Source organism: Microbacterium luteum (genome assembly GCF_015277875.1).
Classification (GTDB): Bacteria; Actinomycetota; Actinomycetes; order Actinomycetales; family Microbacteriaceae; genus Microbacterium; species Microbacterium luteum.
Genome location: NZ_CP063814.1, coordinates 1627300 through 1644676, shown reverse-complemented (window position 1 = coordinate 1644676; position 17377 = coordinate 1627300). Strand labels below are relative to the sequence as shown.

Here is a 17377-nt window from a genome sequence, read left to right as displayed (position 1 = left end):
CTCATCCGCCTGACGCGAGCGCTCACCACGCTCACCCGGGCGGGATGACGACGCCCGCGGACGCCTGAGCGCGCGCACGGAGATCGTGATGACGCGATTCGATCGCCACCGCTTCCGCGAAAGCGGCACGTTGCCGTCGCGCGATGCGCGCAGCCACGAGGGCGGCCAGGCGACGCGAGAAGCTCAGGAGCACGCGATCGACCGCGGTCGGTGCGGACGCGTGCGAGACCTCGACGAGAGTGGTCATCACGATTCCTTCAGATCGGTGAGCGGGAAGAGGTCGGCTCGGATGGAGACCAGTCGGACGCCCTCGCCGACCTGATCGCGATGGCGCTCGACGGCATCGTCGATCAGCTCCATGATCCGGTGCGACAGATCTCGCAGCTGCTCGGGCGTCAGACGAGCCGTGGCCGTGGAGACCATCGCTCCGTCCGCCCAGGCATCCTCCAGCGCGTCATCGGGCTTCATCACGAAGTCGAGCAGCCGCTCCTGCCGGTGGCGAAAGAATTCGCTCATCACCAGCTGCGTCGCGGACCGTTCGGAGGGCGAGGTGGCTCCGGCGGGGTTGGTGAACGACACTCCACCGATCGGTCGTTCCCACCACCGTTCGCGCGCCGATCCACGGTCGACGCACTCGCGGATGAGGTCGTGCTTCGCGAGCGCCCGCAGGTGATAGCTCGTCGAACCGGTTGACTCGCCGAGGTGTTCGGCGAGCGTGCTGGCGGTCTGCGGACCGTACTGGCTCAGAATGTCGTAGATCCGCACCCGGAGAGGATGGGCGAGCGCGCGGAGAGCACCGGCCTCGAGCACCCGGTCGTTGCTGTGGTGCGCCGGTGACCGGGTGACATCGGCCCTCTTGTCGTCCATGGCTCGAGCATAAAACCACCAAGACTTCTTTGCAAGCATCTCTTTGCAAATAAGTCTTGGTGAAGGGGTGCTGGCCGAATAGGGTGGATGAATGGTCCACGAGAATCCTCTGCTCTCCCCGTCCACGCTCCCCTATCGCCTGCCGGACTACGCACGAATCCGACCCGAGCACTATCTCGCCGCGTTCGAGCGGGCTTTCGCGGAGCACCTGCGGGAGATCGAGCAGATCGCGACCTCCGCAGCACCCCCGACCTTCGAGAACACCGTCGTGGCTCTCGAAGAGTCGGGACGCATGCTCGAAGACGTCGCTCACGCGTTCTACACCGTGGCATCAGCCGATGCGACGGCGCCCATTCAGCAGGTCGACGAGCAGTTGGCGCCGCTGATGGCCGCCCACGAGGACGCGGTGCGCCTCGATGCGCGCCTCTACGCGCGCGTGCGCGCCGTGCACGACCAGCTCCCACACGCTGACGCTGAGCCAGGAGGATCGCTACCTCGTGGAGCGACACCATCGGGAGATGGCGCACGCGGGCGCGGCGCTCGACGCAGGCGACAAGGCGCGGCTGTCGGAACTGAATCGGCGCCTGTCGGTTCTCACCACGACCTTCGAGAAGAACCTTCTGGCCGACACGAACGAGCTCTCCGTGGTCTTCGAGGATGCAGCCGACCTGGACGGGCTGTCCGAGGGTGAACTCTCCGCTGCGGCCGAAGCCGCCCGAGGACGCGGCCTAGACGGCGCCTACGTGGTGACGCTCACCCTCTTCACCGGCCACCCCTATCTGTCGTCGTTGACGAACCGCCACGCGAGGGAGCGGATCATGGCCGCGTCACGCAGCCGAGGTTCCCGCGGCGGAACGCACGACAACCGAGGCGTCCTGCGTGACATCGTGCGGCTGCGCGCCGAGCGCGCAGCGCTGCTGGGCTATCCGTCGCATGCCGCCTACATCACCGCCGACCAGACGGCCGGTTCCCCCGAAGCGGTCGAGGAGATGCTCCGCCGGCTCGCCGTCCCCGCAGCCCGGAACGCCGCGGCGGAGTATGCGGCGCTCCAGGAGATCGCCGACCGTTCCGACTCACCCCACCAGATCGCCGCACACGACTGGGCGTTCTACACCGAGAAGGTGCGCGCTGCGCGATACCACCTCGATCGAGCCGCTCTGCGGCCCTGGTTCGAGGCGGAGCGGGTGCTGAAGGACGGCGTCTTCCGTGCAGCTGAGGCCCTGTACGGTCTGTCCTTCCGGGAGCGCGACGACCTGGTCGCTTACCACCGCGATGCGCGCGTGTTCGAGGTGTTCGACGCCGACGGATCCGCGCTGGGTCTGTTCGTACTCGACCTTTACACCCGCGACAGCAAACGCGGGGGCGCATGGATGAATCCGATCGTCTCCCAGTCCGCGATGCGCGGCACGCATCCGGTCGTCGTCAACAACCTCAACGTCTCGAAGCCTGCAGCCGGCAGTCCGACTCTCCTCACCCTCGATGAGGTGACGACGCTCTTCCACGAGTTCGGCCACGCCCTCCACGGCCTGCTGGCCACCGTGACCTATCCGCACTTCGCGGGCACCAACGTCTATCGCGACTTCGTCGAGTTCCCGAGTCAGGTCAACGAGATGTGGATCTACTGGCCGGATGTGCTCGCGGCGTACGCACGTCATATCGACACCGGCGAGCCGCTCCCCGCGGAGATCGTCCAGCGCCTTCATGACTCCGAGGCGTTCAATCAGGGCTTCGAGACCAGCGAATATCTCGCGGCAGCCTGGCTCGACCAGGCCTGGCATCGATTGAGCAGCGGTGAGGCCGACGCCGAGATCGACGTCGCGGAGTTCGAGGCCGCCGCCCTTGCCGATATCGGACTCGACCACCCCGCGGTGCCCACCCGGTATTCGTCCGCGTACTTCGCGCACATCTTCTCGGGAGGCTACAGCGCCGGCTACTACTCGTACATCTGGAGCGAGGTGCTCGACGCCGACACGGTCGAATGGTTCCGCGAGAACGGCGGCCTGACCCGGGCGAACGGCGACCGGTTCCGCGCCCGCCTCCTGGGCGTCGGCGGGTCCAAGGACCCGCTCGAGGCCTACCGGGACTTCCGCGGCCGGGACGCCGAGATCACGCCGCTCCTGGCGCGCCGAGGCCTCATCGCCTGATACACGAGAGGACCCCACCGTTGCCGGTGGGGTCCTCTCGTCACGGAAGGTCAGGCGCTCTTGCGCTTCTCCCGCATGACCAGGGTGGGGGCCGCACCCTTCTCCACCGCGTCACGGGTCACGATGACCTTCTCCACGTTGTCGGCGGAGGGGATCTCGAACATGATCGGGCCCAGCACGTCTTCGAGGATGGCGCGCAGACCGCGCGCACCGGTCTTGCGCTCGACGGCGAGTTCCGCGATGGCCTCCAGCGAAGCGCGATCGAACTCGAGGGAGACGCCATCGAGCTCGAACATGCGCTCGTACTGCTTCACGAGTGCGTTCTTCGGTGCGGTCAGGATCTCCATGAGCGCCTCGCGATCAAGCGGCGAGACGGCCGCGACCACCGGGAGGCGACCGATGAACTCGGGAATGAGACCGAACTTGTGGAGATCCTCCGGGCGCACCTCTGAGAAGAGGTTCAGGTCGTCGCCCTTGGTGTGAAGCGGCGCGCCGAAGCCGACGCCGTGTTTGCCCACGCGCGAGGAGATGATGTCCTCGAGTCCGGCGAACGCCCCCGCCACGATGAACAGCACGTTCGTCGTGTCGATCTGGATGAACTCCTGGTGCGGGTGCTTGCGGCCGCCCTGCGGCGGGACGGACGCGACGGTGCCCTCCAGGATCTTCAGCAGCGCCTGCTGCACGCCCTCGCCCGAGACGTCGCGGGTGATGGACGGATTCTCGGCCTTGCGGGCGACCTTGTCGACCTCGTCGATGTAGATGATCCCGGTCTCGGCCCGCTTGGTGTCGAAGTCGGCCGCCTGCAGGAGCTTCAGCAGGATGTTCTCGACGTCTTCGCCGACGTAGCCGGCCTCGGTGAGCGCGGTCGCGTCCGCGACGGCGAACGGCACGTTCAGCCGCTTCGCGAGGGTCTGTGCGAGGTAGGTCTTGCCGCATCCGGTCGGACCGAGGAGCAGGATGTTGCTCTTCGCGATCTCGACCTCCTCGGCGCGCTGCTCCGCGGACTGGATGGTGCCGTGCGCTCGCACGCGCTTGTAGTGGTTGTAGACCGCGACAGACAGAGCGCGCTTGGCGTCCTCCTGCCCGACGACGTACTCCTCCAGGAATGCGAAGATCTCGCGCGGCTTGGGGAGATCGAAGTCGGCGACCTCGCCCGAGGACGACTCGGCCATGCGCTCTTCGATGATCTCGTTGCACAGCTCGACGCACTCGTCGCAGATGTAGACGCCGGGACCGGCGATCAGCTGCTGCACCTGCTTCTGGCTCTTGCCGCAGAAGGAGCACTTGAACAGGTCGGCGCTCTCTCCGATGCGTGCCATCCGGCTCCTCCTCAAACAGCGGGCCTCAGCCCCGGGTGTCCTTCGAGCCTAACCGTAGTCTGTGACATCGGTGGGAATTGCGACGGCGAATGTGCCGGAGACACCGAACGGACGACGCCCCGCCTCCCATCGGGGGCGGGGCGTCATCCGGACCGTCGCGTCAGGATGTGATCGCGGCGGGTGTGCGCTTGCGCGTGGTGAGCACCTGGTCGACGACTCCATACTCCAGCGCCTCGGAGGCGGAGAGGATCTTGTCGCGGTCGATGTCCTTGTTCACCTGCTCCGCCGTGCGGTTGGTGTGTCGGGCCATCGTCTCCTCGAGCCAGGTGCGCATGCGGAGGATCTCCGCGGCCTGGATCTCGATGTCGGATGCCTGCCCGTGACCGGCCTCCCCCACCGCGGGCTGGTGCATCAGGATGCGCGCGTTGGGAAGAGCCAGACGCTTGCCCGGAGCCCCCGCTGCCAGCAGCACCGACGCGGCAGAGGCCGCCTGTCCGAGCACGACCGTCTGGATCTCCGGCGAGACGTACTGCATGGTGTCGTAAATCGCCGTCATCGCGGTGAAGGATCCGCCCGGCGAGTTGATGTACATGATGATGTCGCGGTCGGGATCCTGGCTCTCGAGAACCAGGAGCTGCGCCATGACGTCGTCGGCGGACGCGTCGTCGACCTGCACGCCGAGGAAGATCACGCGATCTTCGAACAGCTTGTTGTAGGGATCCTGTCGCTTGTAGCCGTAGGCGGTGCGCTCCTCGAACTGCGGGAGCACGTAGCGACTACCGGGCATCTGCAGACCGGACGGGGCGGGGACGCCGTGTGTCGGGGTGTACATGTGCGGTTCTCTCTCTTTCGCCTGCGGACTCAGCTCGCGGTCCCGCCGCCGCCGGAGACGTCGGCGGCGTGCTCGCGGATGTGGTCGACGAACCCGTACTCCAGCGCCTCCGCGGCAGTGAACCACCGGTCCCGGTCGCCGTCGGAATTGACCTGCTCGACGCTCTTGCCGGTCTGCGAAGCGGTGATCTCCGCCAGGCGCTTCTTCATGTCGAGGATGAGCTGCGCCTGCGTCTGGATGTCGCTCGCGGTTCCGCCGAAGCCGCCGTGAGGCTGGTGCAGGAGGACGCGGGCGTTCGGCGTGATGTAGCGCTTGCCCTTCGTGCCGCTGGTCAGCAGGAGCTGCCCCATCGAGGCGGCCATGCCGATGCCGACGGTGACGATGTCGTTCGGCACGAACTGCATCGTGTCGTAGATCGCCATGCCCGCGGTGATCGAGCCACCGGGCGAGTTGATGTAGAGGTAGATGTCCTTCTCGGGGTCTTCGGCGGCGAGAAGGAGGATCTTCGCGCAGATCTCATTCGCGTTCTCGTCACGCACCTCCGACCCGAGCCAGATGATGCGGTCTCTCAGCAGCTTGTCGAAGACGCTCGTCGCGACAAGGGGTTCAGCGGCCATGTGTGCTCCTGATTCCTTGGGTCTGAGTCGAATCTACCGGCGCCCACTCGGCGCACCGCGCGTGTTCGCCGTGGGCAGATCGATCAGCGGACCGGACGACGAAAGGGCGGATGCCGCAGCATCCGCCCTTCATCACCCGAAGGCGATCACTTCGTGTCGTCGGCGTCCTCGGCGTCGGCCTCGGCGGCGCCGTCGACGATCTCCTCGGCCTCTTCGACCGCCTCCTCCTCGGCGGCCTCGTCGTCCTCCACCGCGATGAAGCCGGTGAGATCGACGGTGTTGCCGGCGGTGTCCACGACGGTGACCTTGCCGAGCGCGACGGCGAGGGCCTTGTTGCGAGCGACCTCGGCGACGACGGCCGGCAGCTGGTTCTGCTGCTGCAGGGCCTGCACGAACTCCTGCGGAGCCATGCCGTACTGAGCGGCCGACTGGACCAGGTACTGGGTGAGCTCCTCCTGCGAGACCTGGACCTCAGCCTGCTCGGCGATCGCGTCCAGCAGCATCTGCGTACGGAACTGCTTCTCGCTGGCCTCGGTCACTTCGGCGCGGTGCTCGTCGTCCTCGAGTCGGCTCTCCTGCTCCAGGTGCGCGTGGACCTCGTCCTCGATCAGCTGCGGCGGAACGGCGATCTCGACCTGCTCGAGCAGCTGCTCGACGAGCTTGTCGCGGGCCGCCGAGCCCTGCGTGAAGACGGACTGCTGCGAGACGCGCTCACTGAGGCTGTCGCGGAGCTCCGCGATGGTGTCGAACTCGCTGGCGATCTGCGCGAAGTCGTCATCGGCGTCGGGAAGCTCGCGCTCCTTCACCGCCTTCACCGAGACCGACACCTCGGCCTCCTGCCCGGCGTGGTCGCCGCCGACCAGCTTGGAGCGGAACGTGGTCTCCTCGCCGGCGGTGAGCGAGTCGATCGCCTCATCGATGCCCTCGAGGAGTTCCCCGGAGCCGACCTCGTACGACACGCCTTCGGCGCGGTCGATCTCGGCACCGTCGATGGTGGCGACCAGGTCGAGTTCGACGAAGTCACCGGATGCCGCGGGGCGGTCGACCGTCACCAGCGTGCCGAAACGCGAGCGGAGCTTGTCGAGCTCCTCGTCGATGGCGGCCTCGTCGACCTCGACGGCGTCGACCTCGATCGTCAGCCCCTCGTACGCGGGGAGGTCGAACTCGGGCCGCACATCGACCTCGACGTCGACCTCGAGGTCGCCGGAGAAGTCCTTCTCGGCGGGCCATTCGACCACCTCGGCGCTCGGACGCCCGAGGACGCGGATGCTCTCCGCCTCGACGGCCTGACGGTAGAACCCGTCGAGCCCCTCGCTGACGGCGTGCTCGAGCACCGCACCGCGACCGATGCGCTGATCGATGATCGGGGCCGGAACCTTGCCCTTGCGGAAGCCGGGGATCTGCACGTCTTTGGCGATGTGCTCGTAGGCGTGCGCGATGCTGGGCTTCAGTTCGTCGGGGGTGACCGTGATGTGCAGCTTCACCCGGGTCGGGGTCAGCTTCTCGACGGTGCTCGTGACCATGCCTGTTCGTTCTCCTCGCTGTCGACCGCGCGGTAGCGCGCGGCGGTTGAGTCTTGGTCGGTGGACGTCGGGGCGACAGGATTTGAACCTGCGGCCTCCCGCTCCCAAAGCGGGCGCTCTACCAAGCTGAGCTACGCCCCGGTTGGGTGCGCACACGCGAACGTGCGGCGATCGGCCCCGAGAAGTCTAGCCGACGCGAGGTCGACTCGCCTGCCGGTGTCCAGGCCACGACCGGATGTCGTCTAGACTGGTCACGCCGCGGCTTGCCGCTGCGGGGATGTAGCTCAATGGTAGAGCCTCAGTCTTCCAAACTGATGGTGCGGGTTCGATTCCCGTCATCCCCTCCACATCTTTATCCCCAGGTCAGAGCAGAAATCCTGCGCACCGTCCTTCGGGTGCTCGCCCGGCCTTGATGCCCGTTCGTGCCAGCCACGTGCCAGTAGTCATCGTCCGCCGCGGTGACGACGGCATGATCGGACGCGCGTCGCGTCCACCAATAGCGGTAGGTCTGCGGCCGGAACACGGCCGAATCCGGCGTCGGTAGTCACCAGCGCTCCAGCACCGACATACTGCGCGGTCAGGGAGTGCGCGGCGTCGTAGGACGCGAGCCCGTGCGCGGCCATGTGACGGGGCACGTCATCCGCGACCTCGTGCAACTCGACGCAGGCGTGAGGGAGCGTGGTCAGGAGCGCGTCCCACTCGTTCCTCAGCGACTTGGCGAGCCGCCCCGCCCTCCGCCGAACGCGCCCGTCATTCCTCATCTTGGGCCATCCGGCCTTGCCGTGTTGCTCCACGACGGCGATCTTGAACGCGACCTCCGCGAACTCAATCTCCAGGAGGCGGTTGTAGTAGACCACGACCTCCTCATTCACGAGCCGGAGCATGAACGCCCGTGAGGCGGTGTGGTGCTTCTCGGTGCTCACGAGCGCCTGGATCACGAACGACGTGTCGAGGGCGACTTCGGAGGGGATGACGAGCGCCGGGTCCTCGAATGAACGGACCTCCCGGACGAGCGCCGGGCGTCCCCGCGTGGGGGTCAATGCCGCCTATCGGGTGGAGGCGCGACGGACCGAGGAGGCCGAGACGGAGGTCTTCGTCTTGCTCATGGCCCGCGATGCGACCTGGACACGCTGGCCCTTCGCGACGGTGGCCTTGACCACGCGCGATTGCTTCGCCGCTTCGCCCAGACGCTTTGCCATGACTCGATGGTATCCGAGCGGGGGCGGTCGGCGGTAGAGCGAGAACTAGTGGCCTACGACCATCTCTAGGCTGAGCACGCCCTGGAGGCCCGTCACCCGCTCCGTTCCCGCGGGGCGCTCCTCCACGCGCGTCTGAAACGCCGCCCCCGCGAGCGCATCCATCCGGTCCGCGACGAGCACGCCGCGCTCCTCCGCCACGTGCTGATAGGTCATCGCCGCCGCCGTGGTGCGATGCCCGGCGCGGGCCATGAGTTCGCGCGTCGTCGCCCCAGCCTGCGCGGCGAGGGTGAGGCCAGCGTGCCGCACGTCGTGAACGTGGAACTGCGGGTGCCCTGCGGCCTTGCGCGCCTTCGCCCATGCCTGCTGGATGCCGCTGTGCGTGAGCGCCTCCCCATCGGGACGGGTGAACATGGGCGACTTCGGGAAGCCGCTCGTCGCGTCCAGGTGCTCGTCCAGGAGGAGGGCGAGGGTGCGGGGCACGGCGACGACGCGCTCCTCCCCCGTCTTGGTGGCCGTAACCGTGGGGATGCCGCGGACGATGGCGACCTGACGCTCGACACGGAGGAGCCCGTTGGCGTAGTCGCCACGCTGGAGCGCCACGAGTTCACCGAGGCGCAGGTGCGCGCCGAACATGGCGCGGATGGGCAGGTGGTAGCGCTCGGGCATCTTCTCCACGATGGCGGAGAGCACGTCGGGGGCCATGTAGGGGCGCTCGGGTGCGGACGCGATCCCGGCACCCTTGATCTGCGCCGGGTTGCTCCCGATCAGCCCGTCAGCGACGGCGGTGGCGAGGATGCTCCTCAGGAGGGCGTAGGACTGGCGCACCGCCGTCTCGCCTGACCCGCCACGGGCCTTCGCGGACGCCTGGAGCCCCTTCCGTGTCTTGGCGTACCAGGAGCGCACGACGGGCGGTGTGATGGAGTTGAGCGGCATCGGGGCGAGGGGTGCCAGGTGCCGACGCAACTGGTCCTCGTAGAGCGCGCGCGTCCGGGGGGCGAGTCTGCCCCGTGAACCACCGTTCGCGATCCACTCCTCCGCGTAGGGGCCGAACGGTGCGTCTCCGGCGCGGTGGTCGCGGTAGGTGCCCCGCATGCGGTCGGCACGGACTCCGGCGATGTGGTCGAGGGCGTCCCGCTTCGTCGCGAACGTCTGCGGTGCGGTCATGGGACGGCCTGCCGGGTCGGGATATCGGGCCTGGAAACGCCCAGACGGCAACTTTCTGACGTTCCCGAACGATGCTCGATTCGTCTTCTGCTTTGTGCCGCTCACCTGGGCTCCTCCTCCGCGACCGGTGACGGTTTATCACCTGTGACCTGCGGTTTCTTCCGCCAGTCTATCCCGTGTCCGTCCGTATCCGTGTGTTAGCGTTCATGCCACGGAGGGTCAGGCACTCTCCATCCATGCAGGGCAGGCCCCGGTGGAACCAGACGAAACCGTTTGCGATTCCCGGAGGCTCTCATGGCCGATCTTTCCCTCACCGTCCAGCGCGCGGCCCTGCTCCACGCGCTACGCACCTACCCCGTCGCCACCATCTCGGTTGACGACTACGCGCTCCTCCTCGGCATCGGCCGCGCGAAGGCATACGCCAATGTCCGCGACGGCAAGGTCCAGGTGTGGCGCGACAAGCGCTCCGTCGCCGTCATCACCGCGCCCCTGCTGGAGGCGCTCGGCTACCCCCTCACCCCTCCCGGCCCGCTGGCCGATGGTCACGGTGACTCGTCCATCGTGGGGGCCTACGCCTCGGCGCTCGGTGCCTCGGTGGACGACGTTCTCGCCGTCACCGCGGGCTGATCGGAGGCACCCGATGGAATCGACACCGACCCCGCACATGACCACCGCGACGCCGGGGCCTTTCGCCCCTCTGCTCGCGCTGATGGATCGCTTCGACGCTCACCTGGCCGAGTTCCAGGAGGCCGCGCGAAGGGAGGAGGCGGCATGACCGATGCGCGTCGTCGGATCGTCAAGACGCCGATCCCTACGCCCTTCATCGTGACCCGCGAGATGTGGGCGTGGGCGGAGGCTGAGGGCTACCCGCTCCCCTTCGTCCACCAGACGACCGAGGCGTTCGTGGCGTGGCACCGCGAGCGCGCGTCGAAGCGCTCCAGCCACCGCGTCGAATGGGCGGGGGCGTGGCGCAACTGGGTGCGTCGTGCGTGGGCACCCCGTCCTCTCAACCCTCCAGGAGGCCAGAGATGACCGATGCACGAGAGGGGTTCGCGCGCATCCCGGACTGGCTGTACCGGGAGGCGGTGCCCGCGCTCGGACTCACTCCGCGCGAGGTCGCCGTCTACGTCGTGCTCGTCGGCCGCTCCGACGCCGATGGGGTGTGCTGGCCGTCGCAGGACCTCATCGCCCATGAGGCGGGAATGTCCAGCCGTCGTGCTGTGCGTGACGCGCTGAACGCGCTTGCGGAGGCCCGTCTCGTCGCCGTGACGAAGGGGGTCGGACGCCAGGGCACGCGCTACCGGCTCATGCCGAAGCCGACGCTCCCGGACCTGGAGCCGTTCGTGGTGGAGTCCCGCAGGAATGGGGTCAATTCGTCCCCATTCGAGACGGCTGAGCGCGAGCAGGAATGGGGTCAGAACGACCCCGTAGATGCGCCGGAATGGGTACAAATCGACCCCACCAATGGGTACGAATCGTCCCCCGAAGTAGACACAGGAAGTAGACCCAATGAAGTAGACACATCTACCCCCACCGCGCTACGCGCGGCACCCCCCCAGAGGGGGGATGGAGCCGATGACGTGAATGCGGATGGTCAGGCTCGTCTCTCGGCTCTCCTCCCAGCGTTCAGCGTGCCGGATGAGCAACGACAGACGCCGACGCCTTCGCGCGCTCCTCGCGTCTCGGGTGCTCATCAGCACTCGTTCGATCCCCGATCCGGCTACTGCTCTGGATGCTCTGCACGTGACGACCGAGAGGAGAGCGCATGAGCGCCCCGACCACCTTCCCCGCCGACTTCGAGGTCACGATCCCGATGCGTCTCTGGGCTCGCGCTCGTGGGATGCGTCCCCGCTCCCGGTGGCTCGATGACCAGACCGAGAGGTTCGCCGCCTACTACGCGGACGGGCCGGAGGAATCCGCCGACTGGCCTGCCGAGTGGGCCGCGTGGGTCCTCCGCGCATGGTCCCAGCACACGCACCTGTTCAACCCCCGCGGCTACTGCATCTGTGGTCGCACCAACCGAGAGGAGGCGGCACGATGACCGCCAACAACAACACCACCACCGCCGACGAAGCCGCCGAGTACCTGCTCGGTGACAAGCCGCGCCGCTCCACCACAGCGCGCCGAGTGAGCCGCGCGACCCGGAAGCAGGAGGCGCTTTCCATGCGTCTCGCCGGGGCGCGCAACGACCAGATCGCGCAGACGCTGGGCGTCCACCCCCGCACCATCACCGCCTGGGTGTCGGACGCGATCAAGGACATTCCTCGCGAGGAGGCCGACGAGATGCGGCGTCTCGAACTCGACCGACTCGACGCGCTCCAGGCGGCGGTGTGGCGGAACGCGATGAAGGGCGACGCGCGGGCCGTGGATCGGGTCCTCGCGATCATGGATCGCCGCGCAAAGTACCTCGGCCTCTACGACGAGCAGGCGACGGGCCTGGAGCAGGTGGGGAGCCTCCTCGACCGGCTCGTGAACGGGGAGGGCTGAGCGATGGTCTACTCCCCGCCCCGCGAGTCCCCGTCGCTCGCGCTCGCTCTCCAGCGGCAACGCGACACACGCGGCCCGTACCACGAGGCCCTCCATCGGCTCTCGCCGAATGCGCGCGCCACCATCCACGCCTACACGCAGGCCCTGGCGGCGGAGGCGGCGGCACGTCGCGCCGAAGCGAACCGTCTCCGTGACGAACTGGGACGGGAGGGGCGGCGATGACCGCACGCACCTACGGCAGTGTCCACGAAGCCCTCCGCCGTGAGCGGGGCTCCGCAGTGGGGAAGCCCTGCGCGGCCCCCGGCTGCGGTCGCCCCGCCAACGGGTGGGGGCTCACGACACGGCCGACCTCGTTCAGCGCGAAGGCTGGCTCGGCGCTCGGCTACTCCACCGACCTCGATGCCTACGCCCCTCTCTGCGCATCCCACAACGCCCAGCGCGACCACGGCGGCGACTGGCACTCCTGCCCGCGCGGTCACGTCCGCCTGGTGTGGGGCACCACGAACGGCGGACACTGCCGCGGATGCCGCCGTGAGTGGAGCCGCGAGTACAACGCACGACAGAAGTCCCGCCGCCTGGCGGGGTCCACGCCCGAACCGGGCACCATCACCGAACAGAACGGAGGCCAGTCGTGACCGACACGGCCAGCAACATCTCTCTCGTCACCACCGCGCGCCGCGACCTCCTGAAGGTGGCGCAGACCCAGGACCCGCACCTGACGCCGGAGGGCCTCCGGGCACGCCAGCGCGCCGAGGTCGAAGCGATCCGGGCACGCCTCACCGTCGCCATGCCCGCCGAGCCCACCGCGCCCGACCGTCAGCCGGTCCTCGACGCGCTCGCGCCGAAGGGGGCCGACGACATCGCGCTCCAGGCTCACCAGTGGTCGAAGGTGCGTGCGCTCCTCGACGCCGGGCGTGACCTCCCGAGCATCATCCGGGACGCCGACCGTGTGCGGCTCGCCGCGATCCTCGACGCGCTGGAGACGATGCCCGAGGTCCTGGAGGACTCGCGCCCCGCCGAGGTCGTGGAGTTCATCCAGGGCGCGGTCTGGGATCGGCTCGTGCAGGTGGACCCTGCCGCCGAGCGCATCGCCGCCATCGAGCGCACGAACGCCCCAGCCGTCGCATGGCGCACCATCCTGGAGGGCCTCATCGCGACGGGTGAGATCCCGTTCGAGGGTCGCGTGCTCCTCAGCGAGGTCGATGCGGACGCGCTCACCCTTCTGGACGAGGGCGACTGGGAGGCGGTCCCTGCCGGTGCTCCCACGAACCTCGTCGCGTCGCTCGTGGAGGGCCTCGACCGGGCCACTGTGGACGCCTGACGCACCGCGACCACGCCGGAGGGGCGGGACCGGATCACCACCGGCCCCGCCCCTCACTCGTCCCTTGACAGTCTCCCCCCAGCGCCCCGTCGCGGGTGCTACTGGCACGAGGCTGGCACGAACGCCCGCGCTCGCAGTTCGTTGGCTCGACCCGAGGCCCGGCGTCCTGCCGCCCTGGGCTGGGGAAGCGCCCGCGCCGCGGATGACCGAGGGCCGAGTCGGACTGTCTGCTTATGAAGCAGGCGAGCGGCGTGCAGGCCGCGACTCCGAGCATGACCACGAACGCCGAGGGGCGGGATGGCCTGACCCTCCATCCCGCCCCTCGAACTCTGTGTGAGGCGCTCTCCGCCCGTCTGAGCACCTCAAACCGTCTCTAGGCCCTCTCACCCCACCCCGGCCCCGTTCGTCGTTCTGTGCGAGCCTCATGGCGTCCTGGAGGGTGCGAGTGTCCTACTTACCTCCGAATGGCGACCGCGGGGACCCGAGAGCCTCGAACAGCGCCTCCTCGGAGTCCAGAGACTGGTTCTCCGCCGCGTTGTACACGAACGTGTCGCCCCGGCCCTCCGAGACGGGGTAGCGGGCGATGAACTCCGAAGCCGTGTCGGGAACGCGAGCCATGTCCGACATCGCCGTCTCGACGCTCGGCGTCATGTGGTCGAGGCCCTGGATGAAGCCCTCGCCCACCCACACGCCCATCTGCCGCATGACCTTCGACGGGGACGCGATCCCGAAGATGCCAGCCACGGTGTCGATGATCCCGCCGAACGTGTCCTCGAACCATGCCGAGACGGATGCCCAGATCGACTTCAGCCCGTTCCACAGGCCCTGGATGATGTCCCGTCCGATGGAGTACAGCCACTGCCCGGCCCCGGAGAGGAGCCCGGTGATCGCGCCGGGGATGCCCTGGAAGAACGACACGACGTTGTTCCACACGTCCGAGATGATCCGCCCCACCCGGCTCCAGATCGAGTTCCACCCGTTCACGAACCCGGACGCGACCGACATCACCCAGGAGATGTAGCCCTGGAAGATGCCCCGCACGAGCCCGATGAACCCGTTCCACGTGTCGGAGATGAACTGCCCCACCCCGGCCCACAGGTCGTTCCACCAGGAGGCGAGCGCGTCACCGATGATCTGGAGCCCGAGCACGAAGTTGCTCCACGTGTCGGAGATGAAGCCGACGAAGCCCTCCCACACGCTCGTCACCCACGCACCGAACCCGGCCCAGAGGTCGTTCCACCATGCCGCGATGCCCTCGGTGACCTCCGTCAGCCAGGAGACGAAGCCGCCCCACACTTCGCTGATCCACGCGACCACCGTGTCCCAGTTCGCGACGAGGAGCACCAGGGCGGCGATGAGCGCGCCGATGGCGAGCACGATCCACGTGATGGGGTTCGCGAGGATGGCCGCGTTCGCCGCCCACTGCGCCACCGTGTAGATGCCCCACGCCACGGCCATCGCCCCGACCGCCGCCGCGACTGCGCCGAGCAGGGCCGGGTTCTCCGCCGCCCAGTCGAGGAGCGGCACGAGCGCCGGGAGGAGAGCACCCGCCACGGTCGTGACGACGCCCTCGAACGAGCGCTGGACCTGCTCCCACTTCGCCGCCACCGAGTCCCCGGCAGTGTCGGACATGGCCTGCATCGCGCCGCCCACGTCACCCAGCCCGCCCTCCATGTCGGAGAGGCTCGCGAGGAATCCTGGAATCTCGTTCGTGCCGAGGTCCTCCAGCGGGGTCCCGAACAGCGCGAGCGCCGCCTGCGACTGTGCCACCGGGTCCTCGATCCCGAGGAGGCCGTCCACGATCTGCTGGAAGCCCTCCGCGCCCGTCTCACCCCCGGCGAGAATCTTCGCCGCCATCTCCTCCGCGTTCAGCCCCATCGCCTCGTAGGCCGCGACGCTCGTGGCGCTCATGTCGGTGGAGCGGATCGACAGTTCCTTGATCGCGTCGCCGGTCTTGTCGATGCCGTACATGCCCTTCTCGGAGGCGGACACGAGAGCGCCCATCGCCTCCTCGCCGGAGAGCCCGATCTGCTGGAAGAACGGCCCGTACTCGTCCACGGCGTCCATCACGTCCTCACGCACCGCCGCAGGCACCTTCTGGAGCGACGCGGTGAGCAGGTCGAGGCCTTCCTCCGCGGACGACGCGAGCCCGGTGGAGAGCATCTGCCCCACCACCTGCGAGATGCGGTCAGCCTCGATGCCGAACGAGTCGGAGAGCATCTGCACGCCGGAGACGATCCCGCCGAGTTCCTCCACGGACGCCTCACGCATCCCACGGATCGAGGAGATGACCCCGGCCGTCGTGGCCTGCACGCCCTCCATCGACTCACCCCAGCCCGCCTGGTACGCCGCCGCCGCCGCGTCACCCGCACGCCGGGACTCCTCCTCGGTGAGCCCGAGTTGCGCGGCGACCTTCTGGTTCCCCGCCTCCACGTTCACCGCGTTCGCGAACGCCGCCCCGAACGCCGCCGCCGCCGCTGTGGCCGCGAGCGCTCCTGCCGCCGCCATCCAGCCGGGAATCTTCGCCCCTGCGCCCTTCGCGCCCTCCTCGAACTTCGACGTGTCGAGTTCCAGGTATCCGACGAGTGTGCCGATGTCCATTGCCACGATGGGCCCCTCCTCACGATGACCGTGAGCGCTCCGCGCTCCACGTGGCGGGGAGTCTACGGAGGTCGAGGAGAGGCTCAGCCAGGATGCAACGCCTAGGAGAATCTCGTGCTCGGCGTGTCGGGCGCACCCAACGGAGCCCTCGGTAGGAGGACGCTCCGTGCCGCGTTCTCCACAGGTGCGGGTGTGGCAGATGAGCCGTATCGGAGCGCGATGGAGGGGCTCTCGGCGTGCCATCTCCGTGCCACTAGGGGGTGATACGTGCCATAACTCGATGACACGGGCTGGCATGGAATGGACCTAGCGCCTGCGCGGTCCTGCGGGATTCCGGGGGTCGGCCACCACCCTCTGACCTATCTTCCAAACTGATGGTGCGGGTTCGATTCCCGTCATCCCCTCCACACCACTCCCCCCTCCGCCCATGCCGCGTCGGATCCGAGCCGCCCGCGCGGCACCGCTTCCGAGCCGCCCGCGCGGCGCCGCTTCCGAGCCGCCCGCGCGGCGCCGCTTCCGAGCCGCCCGCGCGGCGCCGCTCCGCAGTCACTTCCGGCGGGTGGTGGCCCTGTTCGACCCGCAGAAAGTGACTGCGGAGCGGAAGGGACCCGCGGGGCTCGGCTCAGCCGGCCGGGCGCGCGTCGCGGTGGGCGGCGAGGTGGGCGCGGTAGGTGTCCGCGTTCCGTCGGATCGCCGTCCGCTCCTCCTCCGTGAGCTCGCGCCGCACCTTCGCCGGCACGCCGGCCACCAGCGAGTTCGGCGGAACGACGGTTCCCTCCAGCACCACCGCTCCCCCGGCCACGAGACAGCCCGGGCCGATCTCGGCACCCGACAGAACGACGCTCCCCATGCCGATGAGCGACCCCTCGCCGACGGTGCAGCCGTGCACCACGGCGTTGTGTCCGACCGACACGTCGTCGCCGATGACGACCGGCCGGCCGGCGTCGACGTGCACCGAGACGTTGTCCTGGAGGTTGCTGCCCGCGCCGATCGTGATGGAGGCGCTGTCGCCGCGGAGAACCGCGTTGTACCAGACGCTCGCCTCCGGCCCGAGCGAGACCGAGCCGATGATGCGAGCGCCGGGGGCGACGAAGGCCGAGGGGTCGATGACCGGACGCAGCCCGGCCACGGTCAGGACAGAGCACTCTGAGGAGATCATGGGGCGAGGCTAGCGCGCGAGGTCGAAAGGGGTATGGATAGGCTCAGAAAAGCAAGCCCAGCCTGGGCTTGCTTGCGGAATACCCGACGCTGAGTAGCGTTGTCATCGACAGGGCGCAGAGCCGGCACACCCGCCGGAGCCGCC

20 protein-coding genes, 2 tRNA genes and 1 pseudogene are annotated in these 17377 nt (G+C 68.5%); 11 read left to right on the top strand and 12 right to left on the bottom strand.

Annotated features, from left to right (window positions below; all coding sequences use genetic code 11):
- Positions 1 to 31: 31 nt before the first annotated feature.
- Together IM777_RS08190 and IM777_RS08185 are read right to left on the bottom strand one after the other, a co-directional pair.
- Positions 32 to 247: a hypothetical protein gene (locus tag IM777_RS08190; protein ID WP_194385243.1), complete on the bottom strand. Its 216-nt coding sequence runs from the start codon at positions 245 to 247 to the stop codon at positions 32 to 34.
- Entirely contained in the window at positions 247 to 867 is a 621-nt protein-coding gene (locus tag IM777_RS08185) for a winged helix-turn-helix domain-containing protein (protein ID WP_194385242.1), read from the bottom strand. The genes IM777_RS08190 and IM777_RS08185 overlap by 1 nt, the downstream gene beginning before the upstream one ends.
- Before the next feature lie 406 nt (positions 868 to 1273).
- Here IM777_RS08185 and IM777_RS08180 point away from each other — a divergent pair.
- A pseudogene (locus IM777_RS08180) lies at positions 1274 to 3011 on the top strand (M3 family metallopeptidase).
- 50 nt (positions 3012 to 3061) lie between these two features.
- Here the strand turns inward: IM777_RS08180 and clpX are convergent.
- From clpX to IM777_RS08155, 5 genes are all read right to left on the bottom strand, one after another.
- Positions 3062 to 4330: an ATP-dependent Clp protease ATP-binding subunit ClpX gene (clpX, locus tag IM777_RS08175; RefSeq protein WP_071043310.1), complete on the bottom strand. Its 1269-nt coding sequence runs from the start codon at positions 4328 to 4330 to the stop codon at positions 3062 to 3064.
- 160 nt (positions 4331 to 4490) lie between these two features.
- Entirely contained in the window at positions 4491 to 5162 is a 672-nt protein-coding gene (locus IM777_RS08170) for an ATP-dependent Clp protease proteolytic subunit (RefSeq protein WP_071043309.1), read from the bottom strand.
- A gap of 29 nt (positions 5163 to 5191) precedes the next feature.
- Positions 5192 to 5779, bottom strand: coding sequence for an ATP-dependent Clp protease proteolytic subunit (locus tag IM777_RS08165; RefSeq protein WP_194385241.1), 588 nt, complete (start codon positions 5777 to 5779; stop codon positions 5192 to 5194).
- Positions 5780 to 5925: 146 nt separating this feature from the next.
- Positions 5926 to 7302: a trigger factor gene (gene tig, locus IM777_RS08160; RefSeq protein ID WP_194385240.1), complete on the bottom strand. Its 1377-nt coding sequence runs from the start codon at positions 7300 to 7302 to the stop codon at positions 5926 to 5928.
- A 67-nt stretch (positions 7303 to 7369) separates the two neighbouring features.
- Positions 7370 to 7443, bottom strand: a tRNA-Pro gene (locus IM777_RS08155).
- Between the two features lie 132 nt (positions 7444 to 7575).
- Here IM777_RS08155 and IM777_RS08150 point away from each other — a divergent pair.
- Positions 7576 to 7649 (top strand) — tRNA-Gly (locus IM777_RS08150).
- Positions 7650 to 7745: 96 nt separating this feature from the next.
- Here the strand turns inward: IM777_RS08150 and IM777_RS08145 are convergent.
- Genes IM777_RS08145 through IM777_RS08135 form a run of 3 tightly spaced genes read right to left on the bottom strand, consistent with a single transcriptional unit; the run spans position 7746 to position 9770 of the window.
- On the bottom strand, positions 7746 to 8342 hold the full coding sequence (locus tag IM777_RS08145) for a type II toxin-antitoxin system VapC family toxin (RefSeq protein ID WP_194385239.1): 597 nt from the start codon (positions 8340 to 8342) through the stop codon (positions 7746 to 7748).
- Between the two features lie 6 nt (positions 8343 to 8348).
- The gene (locus tag IM777_RS08140; protein WP_194385237.1) at positions 8349 to 8501 is read right to left on the bottom strand and encodes a hypothetical protein; all 153 of its coding nucleotides are present in this window, start codon (positions 8499 to 8501) and stop codon (positions 8349 to 8351) included.
- Between the two features lie 45 nt (positions 8502 to 8546).
- Positions 8547 to 9770, bottom strand: a complete 1224-nt coding sequence (locus IM777_RS08135) for a site-specific integrase (RefSeq protein ID WP_473743252.1) — start codon at positions 9768 to 9770, stop codon at positions 8547 to 8549.
- A 189-nt stretch (positions 9771 to 9959) separates the two neighbouring features.
- Between IM777_RS08135 and IM777_RS08130 the strand changes: the two genes are divergently transcribed.
- From IM777_RS08130 to IM777_RS08095, 9 genes are read left to right on the top strand one after another with little or no spacing between them, the layout of a single operon-like run.
- The gene (locus tag IM777_RS08130) at positions 9960 to 10292 is read left to right on the top strand and encodes a hypothetical protein (protein ID WP_194385234.1); all 333 of its coding nucleotides are present in this window, start codon (positions 9960 to 9962) and stop codon (positions 10290 to 10292) included.
- A 13-nt stretch (positions 10293 to 10305) separates the two neighbouring features.
- The gene (locus tag IM777_RS17420) at positions 10306 to 10440 is read left to right on the top strand and encodes a hypothetical protein (RefSeq protein ID WP_272872952.1); all 135 of its coding nucleotides are present in this window, start codon (positions 10306 to 10308) and stop codon (positions 10438 to 10440) included.
- On the top strand, positions 10437 to 10697 hold the full coding sequence (locus IM777_RS08125) for a hypothetical protein (protein WP_194385233.1): 261 nt from the start codon (positions 10437 to 10439) through the stop codon (positions 10695 to 10697). Before IM777_RS17420 ends, IM777_RS08125 begins: the two co-directional genes overlap by 4 nt.
- Positions 10694 to 11434, top strand: coding sequence for a helix-turn-helix domain-containing protein (locus IM777_RS08120; protein ID WP_194385231.1), 741 nt, complete (start codon positions 10694 to 10696; stop codon positions 11432 to 11434). Before IM777_RS08125 ends, IM777_RS08120 begins: the two co-directional genes overlap by 4 nt.
- Entirely contained in the window at positions 11431 to 11706 is a 276-nt protein-coding gene (locus IM777_RS08115; protein ID WP_194385230.1) for a hypothetical protein, read from the top strand. Before IM777_RS08120 ends, IM777_RS08115 begins: the two co-directional genes overlap by 4 nt.
- On the top strand, positions 11703 to 12152 hold the full coding sequence (locus IM777_RS08110) for a helix-turn-helix domain-containing protein (protein ID WP_194385228.1): 450 nt from the start codon (positions 11703 to 11705) through the stop codon (positions 12150 to 12152). The genes IM777_RS08115 and IM777_RS08110 overlap by 4 nt, the downstream gene beginning before the upstream one ends.
- Before the next feature lie 3 nt (positions 12153 to 12155).
- On the top strand, positions 12156 to 12374 hold the full coding sequence (locus IM777_RS08105; RefSeq protein ID WP_194385226.1) for a hypothetical protein: 219 nt from the start codon (positions 12156 to 12158) through the stop codon (positions 12372 to 12374).
- Positions 12371 to 12787: a hypothetical protein gene (locus IM777_RS08100; RefSeq protein ID WP_194385224.1), complete on the top strand. Its 417-nt coding sequence runs from the start codon at positions 12371 to 12373 to the stop codon at positions 12785 to 12787. Before IM777_RS08105 ends, IM777_RS08100 begins: the two co-directional genes overlap by 4 nt.
- Positions 12784 to 13473 (top strand): hypothetical protein, encoded by a 690-nt coding sequence (locus IM777_RS08095; RefSeq protein WP_194385222.1) that lies wholly within the window; start codon positions 12784 to 12786, stop codon positions 13471 to 13473. Before IM777_RS08100 ends, IM777_RS08095 begins: the two co-directional genes overlap by 4 nt.
- A 450-nt stretch (positions 13474 to 13923) precedes the next feature.
- Here the strand turns inward: IM777_RS08095 and IM777_RS08090 are convergent, their stop codons facing one another.
- Both IM777_RS08090 and IM777_RS08085 read right to left on the bottom strand, forming a co-directional pair.
- The gene (locus IM777_RS08090) at positions 13924 to 16074 is read right to left on the bottom strand and encodes a phage tail tape measure protein (RefSeq protein WP_336510691.1); all 2151 of its coding nucleotides are present in this window, start codon (positions 16072 to 16074) and stop codon (positions 13924 to 13926) included.
- A gap of 622 nt (positions 16075 to 16696) precedes the next feature.
- On the bottom strand, positions 16697 to 17233 hold the full coding sequence (locus IM777_RS08085) for a gamma carbonic anhydrase family protein (protein WP_071043306.1): 537 nt from the start codon (positions 17231 to 17233) through the stop codon (positions 16697 to 16699).
- Between the last annotated feature and the right edge of the window lie 144 nt (positions 17234 to 17377).

Bases quoted from the DNA above. Each gene is read 5' to 3' on its own strand.
- IM777_RS08190 (WP_194385243.1), bottom strand. From the start codon at position 247: ATGACCACTCTCGTCGAGGTCTCGCACGCGTCCGCACCGACCGCGGTC.
- IM777_RS08185 (WP_194385242.1), bottom strand. From the start codon at position 867: ATGGACGACAAGAGGGCCGATGTCACCCGGTCACCGGCGCACCACAGC.
- clpX (WP_071043310.1), bottom strand. From the start codon at position 4,330: ATGGCACGCATCGGAGAGAGCGCCGACCTGTTCAAGTGCTCCTTCTGC.
- IM777_RS08170 (WP_071043309.1), bottom strand. From the start codon at position 5,162: ATGTACACCCCGACACACGGCGTCCCCGCCCCGTCCGGTCTGCAGATG.
- IM777_RS08165 (WP_194385241.1), bottom strand. From the start codon at position 5,779: ATGGCCGCTGAACCCCTTGTCGCGACGAGCGTCTTCGACAAGCTGCTG.
- tig (WP_194385240.1), bottom strand. From the start codon at position 7,302: ATGGTCACGAGCACCGTCGAGAAGCTGACCCCGACCCGGGTGAAGCTG.
- IM777_RS08140 (WP_194385237.1), bottom strand. From the start codon at position 8,501: ATGGCAAAGCGTCTGGGCGAAGCGGCGAAGCAATCGCGCGTGGTCAAG.
- IM777_RS08130 (WP_194385234.1), top strand. From the start codon at position 9,960: ATGGCCGATCTTTCCCTCACCGTCCAGCGCGCGGCCCTGCTCCACGCG.
- IM777_RS17420 (WP_272872952.1), top strand. From the start codon at position 10,306: ATGGAATCGACACCGACCCCGCACATGACCACCGCGACGCCGGGGCCT.
- IM777_RS08125 (WP_194385233.1), top strand. From the start codon at position 10,437: ATGACCGATGCGCGTCGTCGGATCGTCAAGACGCCGATCCCTACGCCC.
- IM777_RS08120 (WP_194385231.1), top strand. From the start codon at position 10,694: ATGACCGATGCACGAGAGGGGTTCGCGCGCATCCCGGACTGGCTGTAC.
- IM777_RS08115 (WP_194385230.1), top strand. From the start codon at position 11,431: ATGAGCGCCCCGACCACCTTCCCCGCCGACTTCGAGGTCACGATCCCG.
- IM777_RS08110 (WP_194385228.1), top strand. From the start codon at position 11,703: ATGACCGCCAACAACAACACCACCACCGCCGACGAAGCCGCCGAGTAC.
- IM777_RS08105 (WP_194385226.1), top strand. From the start codon at position 12,156: ATGGTCTACTCCCCGCCCCGCGAGTCCCCGTCGCTCGCGCTCGCTCTC.
- IM777_RS08100 (WP_194385224.1), top strand. From the start codon at position 12,371: ATGACCGCACGCACCTACGGCAGTGTCCACGAAGCCCTCCGCCGTGAG.
- IM777_RS08090 (WP_336510691.1), bottom strand. From the start codon at position 16,074: ATGGACATCGGCACACTCGTCGGATACCTGGAACTCGACACGTCGAAG.
- IM777_RS08085 (WP_071043306.1), bottom strand. From the start codon at position 17,233: ATGATCTCCTCAGAGTGCTCTGTCCTGACCGTGGCCGGGCTGCGTCCG.